8 protein-coding genes are annotated in these 8,426 nt (G+C 71.5%); 2 read left to right on the top strand and 6 right to left on the bottom strand.

All coding sequences use genetic code 11. The annotated features are described in order from the left end of the window. Positions 1-396: acetylxylan esterase (locus E0D90_RS20595; RefSeq protein ID WP_174856234.1), on the bottom strand; the 396-nt coding region annotated here is incomplete at its 3' end. A gap of 129 nt (positions 397-525) precedes the next feature. Here E0D90_RS20595 and E0D90_RS20590 point away from each other — a divergent pair. Next, a complete protein-coding gene (locus E0D90_RS20590; RefSeq protein WP_130799583.1) occupies positions 526-1,722 on the top strand; it encodes a thiolase family protein in 1,197 nt (398 codons plus the stop codon). Between the two features lie 69 nt (positions 1,723-1,791). On the opposite strand, the gene E0D90_RS20585 is transcribed toward E0D90_RS20590, so the two are convergent. From E0D90_RS20585 to E0D90_RS20565, 5 genes are all read right to left on the bottom strand, one after another. Continuing rightward, positions 1,792-2,781 (bottom strand): zinc-dependent alcohol dehydrogenase family protein, encoded by a 990-nt coding sequence (locus E0D90_RS20585; RefSeq protein ID WP_130799582.1) that lies wholly within the window; start codon positions 2,779-2,781, stop codon positions 1,792-1,794. After that, complete coding sequence (locus E0D90_RS20580) at positions 2,778-3,647, bottom strand: carbohydrate ABC transporter permease (protein ID WP_103504462.1); 870 nt, start codon at positions 3,645-3,647, stop codon at positions 2,778-2,780. The genes E0D90_RS20585 and E0D90_RS20580 overlap by 4 nt, the downstream gene beginning before the upstream one ends. Beyond that, complete coding sequence (locus E0D90_RS20575) at positions 3,644-4,621, bottom strand: carbohydrate ABC transporter permease (protein WP_130799581.1); 978 nt, start codon at positions 4,619-4,621, stop codon at positions 3,644-3,646. The genes E0D90_RS20580 and E0D90_RS20575 overlap by 4 nt, the downstream gene beginning before the upstream one ends. Beyond that, positions 4,621-5,979: an ABC transporter substrate-binding protein gene (locus E0D90_RS20570; RefSeq protein WP_130799580.1), complete on the bottom strand. Its 1,359-nt coding sequence runs from the start codon at positions 5,977-5,979 to the stop codon at positions 4,621-4,623. Before E0D90_RS20570 ends, E0D90_RS20575 begins: the two co-directional genes overlap by 1 nt. A 180-nt stretch (positions 5,980-6,159) precedes the next feature. Further along, positions 6,160-6,921: a DeoR/GlpR family DNA-binding transcription regulator gene (locus tag E0D90_RS20565; protein ID WP_103500840.1), complete on the bottom strand. Its 762-nt coding sequence runs from the start codon at positions 6,919-6,921 to the stop codon at positions 6,160-6,162. Positions 6,922-7,428: 507 nt separating this feature from the next. On the opposite strand from E0D90_RS20565, the gene E0D90_RS20560 reads away from it, so the two are divergent. Next, positions 7,429-8,292, top strand: a complete 864-nt coding sequence (locus E0D90_RS20560; RefSeq protein ID WP_130799579.1) for a peptidoglycan DD-metalloendopeptidase family protein — start codon at positions 7,429-7,431, stop codon at positions 8,290-8,292. Positions 8,293-8,426: the final 134 nt, after the last annotated feature.

Raw genomic sequence — 8,426 nt, 5'->3', positions numbered from 1 at the left:
GTCGGGGTCCGGGGTGGCGTCGCCCTGCCCCCGGCTGTCGACGACCAGGTGCGCGTACCCGGCCGACGCCCACACCAGGTGCTCGATCGGCCGGCCCCGGCCGTTGTTGTAGCCGAGGTAGGTGATCACCGCGGGCAGACCCGCTCCGGGAGCGGTGCCCCGGGGCAGGATCAGCCAGGCCGCGACCGGCTGCCCGGCCCAGCCGGGGAACCGTACGTCGTGGACCTCCACCGACCGCAGCGGCGTCCCCTCGACCCGCCGGTACTCGGCCGGTCCGTCCGCCGCCGCCCGCGCGGCGCTCAGCGTGGTCTCCCAGAACGCGTCGAAGCCGTCCGGCTCGGGCACCTCGGCCCGGTAGCGGCGCAGCTCCTCCAGGGGCAGGTCGGTCAGGGGCATGGGCAGGCTCCGTCCTTCTCGCACGCGGGTGGTCCGGCCCGGGACATCCCTGGTCAACGGCACCCCCCGTTGAGATGATCGGACCGACTCTACCCACGGCAACCGCCGGCGACAGAAGGGCGATCTCAGATGGCCGCAGGCACCCTGCGCGAGGTGTACATCGTGGACGCCGTCCGCACCCCGGTCGGGAAGTACGGCGGCGCGCTCTCCGGCGTGCGCCCAGACGACCTCGCCGCGCATGTGCTCCGTTCCCTGGTCGACCGCAGCCCGCGGCTGGACCCTGGCCGGATCGACGAGGTGGTCTTCGGCGACGCCAACGGCGCGGGTGAGGACAACCGCAACGTCGGGCGGATGGCCGCGCTGCTGGCGGGGCTGCCGGTGACGGTGCCCGGCAGCACGGTGAACCGGCTGTGCGCCTCGGGGCTGGAGGCCGTCGTCCAGGCGTACCGGGCGGTGGCGGTCGGGGACGCCTCGGTCGTGGTGGCCGGCGGGGTCGAGTCGATGAGCCGCTCGCCCTGGGTGCTGCCGAAGCCGGAGCGGGCTTTCCCGGCGGGCGCGCCGCCCGTCTACTCCACCACGCTGGGCTGGCGGATGGTCAACGAGCGGATGGACCCGGCCTGGACGGTCTCCCTCGGCGAGGGCGCCGAACTCGTCGCCGACGAGCTGGGCATCGGCCGGGAAGCGCAGGACCGGTACGCGCTGGCCAGCCACGCGAAGGCCGCGCGCGCCTGGCGGGAGGGGCGCTACGACGCGGAGGCGGTGCCCGTCCCCGGAGTGGAGCTGGAGCGCGACGAGTCGATCCGCGACGGCGGCGACCTCGCCTCCCTGGCCCGGCTGCGCCCCGCCTTCCGCGCCGAGGGCGGCACGGTGACGGCGGCGAACTCATCGCCTCTGAGCGACGGCGCGGCGGCACTGCTGCTGACGGACGCCGCCGGGCTGGCCGCCACCGGGCGGGAGCCGCTGGCGCGGGTTCGGTCCGCCGCGGTCACCGCGCTGGAGCCGCAGATGTTCGGGCTCGGCCCGGTCGAGGCGATGGGCCGGGCGCTGGAACGGGCCGGCCGGACGTTCACGGAGCTGTCGGTGGTGGAGCTCAACGAGGCGTTCGCCGCGCAGGTGCTCGGCTGCCTGGCGCGGAGCCCGGAGCTGGACCCGTCGGTGGTCAACCCGCGCGGCGGCGCGATCGCCATCGGGCATCCGCTCGGGGCCTCGGGCGCGCGGCTGGCCGGAGCGGTGGCGCACCAGCTGGCGGAGGCGGGCTCCGGGGTCGGCATGGCGTCACTGTGTGTGGGAGTGGGCCAGGGCCAGGCACTGGTGATGGAGCGCTGAGCACGGCCGGGCCGGCCGCCCTTGGGGCGGCCGGCCCGGCCCGGTGGTGCCGGCGAGCTGGTGGGCCGGTCAGGGCACCACCACGATCTTGCGGCCCTTGCCCGCCTTGAACTGGTCTATCGCGCTGGGGTAGTCGGCCAGCGGGATGCGGTCGCTGATGAAGACCGAGGGGTCGATCACACCGTTGGCGAAGAGGTCCGCGGCACGCTCGTAGCTGTGCAGCACGGCCATCGAGCCGGTGATGGTGATCTCCTGGTTGTAGATCTTGTACGGCTCGATGGTGGCCGTGGTGGCGTAGTCGGAGACGCCGAACTGCAGGAAGGTGCCCGCCTTGGCCACGCGGTTGATGCCGTCCTGGATGGCGGCCGCGTTCCCGGTGGCGTCGATGACGATGTCCCAGCCGGCGGGCCGGCCCAGCTCGTCGGCGTTGGCCGCGCTGTTGGAGCAGCCGAGGGTGCGCGCCGTGGCGAGCCGATCGGCGTTGATGTCGACGACGTCGACGGAGGCGGCCCCGGTGAGCTTGGCCAGCTCCAGCATCATCAGGCCCATGGTGCCCGAGCCGTAGATCAGCACCCGGGAGGCCATCCGCGCGGAGAGGATGTCGTAGCCGCGGACGGCGCAGGACAGCGGCTCGATGAGCGCGGCGTCGGCGATGTCCACGTGGTCGGGGATCTTGACACAGTTGGCGACCGGGGCCAGCGCGTACTCGGCGGCGCCGCCGGCGGTGGTGACACCGATCGCCGCCCACCGCTCGCACATGTTGCTGCGGCCCTCGCGGCAGAACCGGCACTCGTGGCAGTAGAGCGAGGGGTCGACGGCGACCTTGTCGCCGACGGACACCTCGGTGACCTGGGTGCCGACGGCAGCCACCACGCCGGCGAACTCGTGGCCGGGTACCACCGGGAGGGTGGGGGCGAACTCGCCTTCCAGGATGTGCAGGTCGGTGCCGCACAGTCCGCAGGACGCCACCTCGACCACCACGTCGCGGGGTCCGGGCACGGGGTCGGGCACAGTCGTGACGGTGACCTTGCCCGGTGCTTCGATGAGGGCGGCTTTCACTTGACGGCTCCTAGCGACAGGCCCTGGACCAGCTTGTCCTGGGCGGCGAATCCCGCGGCGAGCACCGGCAGGGAGATGGCGAACGAGGCCGCGCACATCTGGGCGAGGAAGAGACCCTGGCTGGTGATGAAGCTGGTGAGGAAGACCGGTGCGGTCTGGGCCGTCACCCCGGTCAGCACCCGGGCGAAGAGCATCTCGTTCCAGCTGAAGATGAAGCAGATCAGCGAGGTGGCGGCGATGCCCGGCCCGGCGATGGGCACGATCACCCGCCACAGGATGGTCGGGAGCCGGGCCCCGTCGATCTGCGCGGCCTCGATGACCGAGGGGGGCACCTCGGCGAGGAAGGACTGCAGCATCCACACGGCGATGGGCAGGTTCATCGAGGTGTAGAGGATGACGAGCAGCCAGATGTTGTCCAGCATGCCGATGTTCTTCGCGATCAGGTACACCGGCAGCAGGCCGGCCACGACCGGCAGCATCTTGGTGGACAGGAAGAAGAACAGCACGTCCCGCCATGCCTTGACCGGCCGGATCGACAGCGCGTACGCCGCCGGCAGCGCGAGCAGCAGCACCAGCGCGGTGGAGGCCAGCGAGGCCGTCATCGAGTTGATGAGCGGCGGCCAGGGGCTGGCGCCGCCGCCCTCGCCGAAGAACGTCCGGTAGCTGTCGAGGGTGAGCGGGGCGAGCAGGGAGGGCGGGTTGGTGGCCGCGTCCGGCTCGGAGTGGAAGGAGGTGAGCACCATCCACGCGACGGGAAGGAAGAAGAGCAGGCCGGCTGCCCAGGCCAGGAGACCCAGGACGGCGCCCTTGCCGCGGCGTGCGACGGTGCTGGTGCCGCTCGGGGCGGCGGTGGTGGTGGCACTCATCGGGACACCTCCTCGCTGAACAGGGACGAGACCACGCGCAGCGCGAAGGTGGCCAGGATGATCGAGCCGATGACCACCAGCACACCGGCCGCCGAAGCCAGGCCGTACTCGTGCGCCTGGTAGAAGGTCTGGTAGATGCTGTACGGCAGGTTGGCTGTGCCCAGACCGCCGGAGGTCATGATGAAGACGGCGTCGAAGTTCTGCACGATGTAGATGGAGCCGAGCAGACCGCCCAGTTCCAGGTAACGGCGCAGGTGGGGCAGAGTGATGTAGCGGAAGATCTGCCAGTCGCTCGCACCGTCGAGGTGCGCGGCCTCCATGACGTCACCGGGCCGGCTCTGCAGACCGGCGAGCAGGATCAGCATCATGAACGGCGTCCACTGCCAGATCAGCGACGCCTGCACCGCGATCAGCGGCATGTCCGAGATCCAGTCGGGCTGGATCGGGTCGTTGATGCCGACGAGGCCGGCCAGCCAGTTGATGGCTCCGTTGAACAGGCCGTACTCGGGGTTGAAGAGCAGGTGCTTCCAGAGCAGCGCGGCGGCGACCGGCACCACCAGGAACGGCGCGATCATCAGGGTGCGGACCACGCCGCGGCCGCGGAAGCTGCGGTCGAGGAGCAGCGCGATGGCCAGGCCGAGGGCCAGGGAGCACAGCACCACGACGGTGGTGAGGATGATGGTCGTCAGCAGCGAGGCCCGCAGGTCGGAGTCGCCGAGGACCTGCGCGAAGTTGCCGAAGGCGTTGAACGAACGGTCGTCGGGGTAGAGCGAGTTCCAGTCGAAGAACGAGATGACCAGCGTGGCCGCGAACGGGAGCTGGGTGCAGACGATCAGGAAGATCAGCGCGGGCATCAGCGGGGCGCGCCGTGCCCAGGCGCTCGCCCGGCGGGGGCCGGCCGGCGGCCGGGCGGCGGTGGGCCGCCCGGTGCCGGTGGCCGACGGCGGCGGCGCCGCGGTCGGTGTGGTGCTCATCAGTCCTGGTACCCCTCGCCGACGCGCTCAGCCGCTGCCTGCGACTTGGCGAGTGCCTCTTCCACGGTCTGCTGGCCGGCGATGGCCGAGCTGATCTCCCGGGAGACGCGGGTGCCCAGGTCGGTGAACTCGGGTATGCCCACGAACTGGATACCGGCGGCGGGGCGGGGCTGGACACCGGGCTCAGCCGGGTTGGCCTCGCTGATGGCCTGGAAGGTCACGTCGTAGAAGGCCTCGGCGGCCTCCTGGTAGTCGGTGTTCTCGTAGGTCGAGGCGCGCTTGCCGGCGGGGACGTTGGACCAGCCGCTCTGCTCGCCGACCAGCTCCTCGTAGCCCTTGCCCGAGGCCCAGGAGATGAACTCCCAGGCGTTGTCGGTGTTCTCCGAGGCCTTCTGCATGCCCCAGGCCCAGGTGTACAGCCAGCCGGAGCTGTCGGTCTCCTTGACCGGGGCCGGCACGTAGCCGATCTTGCCCTGGACCGGGGAGTTGTCGGCCTCCAGCGAGCCGGCGCCGGCGGTGGCGTCGTACCACATGGCGGTGTTGCCCTGGGTCATGTTGTTCAGGCACTCGGCGTAGCCGGACTGGGCGGCGCCGGACTGGCCGTGGTCACGCAGGAGGTTGACGTAGAACTCGGTGGCCTCGGTGAACTCCGGCGAGGTCAGCTGGGCGTTCCAGTCCTCGTCGAACCAGGTGCCGCCGAAGGTGTTGACGACGGTGGTCAGCGGGGCGATCAGCTCTCCCCAGCCGGGCAGGCCGCGCAGGCAGATGCCCTTCATGTCGGAGACCTCGTTGTCCACCTCGGCGGCGAACTCGGCGACCTCGTCCCAGGTCGGCTTCTCCGGCATGGTCAGGCCCAGGTCCTCGAAGATGTCCTTGCGGTACATCAGGAAGGAGGACTCGCCGTAGAACGGCTGGGCGTAGGTCTTGCCGTCCTCGCCGGTCAGCGAGACCCGCATCGGCTCCAGGATGTCCTGCTCGTCGTACTCCGCGTCGTCGGCGAGGTAGGGGTCGAGCTCGTGGAGCCAGCCGTTGCGGGCGTAGATCGGGGTCTCGTAGTTGGAGATGGTGGCCACGTCGTACTGACCGGCCTGGTTGGCGAAGTCCTGACTGATCTTGTCGCGGACGTCGTTCTCCGGCAGCACGGTGAAGTTCACCTTGATGCCGGTCTCCTCGGTGAAGTTCGCCTCGGTCAGCTTCTGCAGCTCGACCATCTGCGGGTTGTTCACCATCAGGACGTTGACGGTGTCGCCTCCGCCGCCTCCGGAGCCACCGGCTCCGGAACAGGCGGTGAGCAGCATTCCGCTGGCGACCGCGGCGGCCAGGACTGCGCGGGTCCGGTGTCGGCTCTGACTGCGCATCATGGGCTCCAGGGGTTTCGGGGCAGCGGGAACCAGACCGCTTGCCCGGTAGGGGTTAAGGGGTGTCGTTGTCATGTGGAGTTCGGTGCTGTGTGGAGTTTCGGTGCTGTGTGATGTTCGGCCTCGTGCGGGGGCCGTGGCCCTCGCACGACGGTGCGCCGCCCGCCCGCGGCGTAGGTGTCAGACCCTGATGACCTGCGGCCCCAGGAGCGAGTAGCGGTGTGCCTCGGCCAGCGGCAGTCCGGTGGTGGTGACGACCGCCTCGAAGTCGGACACCTCCGCGAACCGGCAGAAGCTGACCGCGGCGAACTTGGTGTGCATGCCCACCAGGACGCGCCGCCTGGAGACCCGGATGGCCTGCGCCTTGACCTCGCTCACCGAGGGGTCGGGCGTGGTCAGGCCGAGGTCCCGGGAGATGCCGTTGGCCCCGATGTAGGCGAGGTCGATGACGAAGCCGGAGAGCATGTTGACGGTCCAGTGGTCGACCGTGGCCAGGGTGCCGCCACGCACCCGGCCGCCGGCCAGCAGGACCGTGCAGTTCTCCCGCCCGGCGAGCACGCCCGCCGTGGCGAGGGAGGTGGTCACGACGGTGAGCGGGCGTTCGGCGGGCAGTGCCTCGGCGATCAGCTGAGGGGTGAAGCCCTCGTCGAGGTAGACCGTCTCGGCGTCTCCGAGGAGCCCCGCGGCGGCGGTCGCGATCCGCCGCTTCTCCGGTACGTGCATGGTGGTGCGGAAGGCGAGGGTCGTCTCGAATCCCGCGCTCTCCACCGGGTAGGCGCCGCCGTGGGTGCGGCGGACCAGCCCGTGGTCCTCCAGCAGCCGCAGGTCCCGGCGGACGGTCTCCTTGGCCACGCCCAGGGTGTCGGCGAGTTCCCCGACGTCCACCGCTCCGGTGCGTCGGGCCGCGGCGACGATTGCCCGCTGTCGTTCTTCCGCGCTCATGGCCTCCGCGCCCTCTCACCGTTGATGCCCGTTCGGGCCTTGGGGAGATTTCTACAGCTCCGTGACGTCGATCACCAGGCTGGCCGTCCGGTTGATCGTGCCCGCATCCGCCCGTTTCCTCGAACGCGTTTCCGGCGCAGCGTACCTACCACATGCACGCGGACGGAATCGGGCACCCAATATCACGCCCGTTTACCTGCCCGCTTCGACCGTTCCGGGCCCGCGGGTTGTCTCCGTCCCGTCTCCGCACCCCGACCGACTCGGGCAGATCTCGGGCGTGTAACGGAAGTGACGCCGGGGGCCGGAGTGCCGTCTCCGCCCGCCGGACGACCGTTCACCCCGCGAGACGGGCAGCTTCGGGCACCGGGCGGCAGGGCCGGCCCGGCAGGGGCTCCGAGGTAGTCATGCACTCGTCAACTCGGGCAGGTTCGGGTAGGTTGCGGACCGCCGCTTCCCTCCTCCGCGCCCCTCCCCCACAGGGCCGTCCCTCCCCCACAGGAGCACCCGATGTGCGACAACCACCACGACGAGACCGCTCCGGCCGCCGGGATCAGCCGGCGCGATCTGATCCGCCGCGCGGCGGTCCTCGGACTGGCCGTCGGCGGCGGCACCCTGCTGGCCACCGGCACCGCCCACGCCTTCGACTACTACCACCCGTTCACCGGGTACCGGCTGAGCGGCACCTGGCAGGACCACCTCAACCGCGGCTCCTCCGGCGGCCTGGACTTCGCCATGGCGGTCGGCACCGCGCTCCCGGCGGCCGGTGCGGGCACCATCACCAACATCCCGGAGAACGGCACCGGCGGGCACACGGTGACCATCACCCACGCGGGCGGCTACCGCACCCAGTACATGCACCTGTCCGCCTTCAGCCACGCCAACGGCGCCCAGGTCGCCCGGGGACAGAGCGTCGGGCTCTCCGGCGGCCAGCCCGGCGCCCCCGGCTCGGGCAGCTCGACCGGTCCCCACGTCCACTGGCACCTGATCACCCCGGGCGGCGTCCGCGTCGACCCGACCGGCTACACCGGCGGCGGCGGAGGCGGCTCCCTGCCCAAGACCTCGACGGCCCAGGACGGCGTGCCCGGCACGGTGTTCTGGCAGCGGGCCCAGAAGTGGCTGTCGATCGAGTCCGGGTACACCGGCCCCGTCGACGGCCGCCCCGGAGCCGGGACCTACTCCGCGCTCCAGCGCAACATGCGCGACCACTTCGGGTACACCGGGCCGATCGACGGCGCACCAGGCCCCAACACCTGGGCGGCGCTCCAGCGGCTTGGCGCCCGCCACGGGTACACCGGGCCGATCGACGGCGTGATGGGCCCGAACTCCTGGCGCGCCGTGGCCCGTTTCCTCAACGAGGACCGCTGGGACTGACCGTCCGCCTGGTTCTGACCGTCCGTCGCGCAGCGGGCGGCGCAGGCGCGCGAACGCGCCGCGGCGCCCGCCGGACGGCTTCTCGCAGCCGGGCCGTCCGACAGGCGCCGCCCCCTCCTGCCCCCTGCCGCGGG

Source organism: Streptomyces otsuchiensis (genome assembly GCF_004305975.1).
GTDB classification, from domain to species: Bacteria; Actinomycetota; Actinomycetes; order Streptomycetales; family Streptomycetaceae; genus Streptomyces; species Streptomyces otsuchiensis.
The sequence above is the reverse complement of the archived record's forward strand: the minus strand, read 5'-3'. Positions and strand labels throughout refer to the sequence as shown.

Excerpts from the sequence above, each read along its gene's own strand:
- E0D90_RS20575 (WP_130799581.1), bottom strand. The coding sequence starts at position 4,621 with ATGAGCACCACACCGACCGCGGCGCCGCCGCCGTCGGCCACCGGCACC.
- E0D90_RS20580 (WP_103504462.1), bottom strand. The coding sequence starts at position 3,647 with ATGAGTGCCACCACCACCGCCGCCCCGAGCGGCACCAGCACCGTCGCA.
- E0D90_RS20565 (WP_103500840.1), bottom strand. The coding sequence starts at position 6,921 with ATGAGCGCGGAAGAACGACAGCGGGCAATCGTCGCCGCGGCCCGACGC.
- E0D90_RS20560 (WP_130799579.1), top strand. The coding sequence starts at position 7,429 with ATGTGCGACAACCACCACGACGAGACCGCTCCGGCCGCCGGGATCAGC.
- E0D90_RS20590 (WP_130799583.1), top strand. The coding sequence starts at position 526 with ATGGCCGCAGGCACCCTGCGCGAGGTGTACATCGTGGACGCCGTCCGC.
- E0D90_RS20570 (WP_130799580.1), bottom strand. The coding sequence starts at position 5,979 with ATGCGCAGTCAGAGCCGACACCGGACCCGCGCAGTCCTGGCCGCCGCG.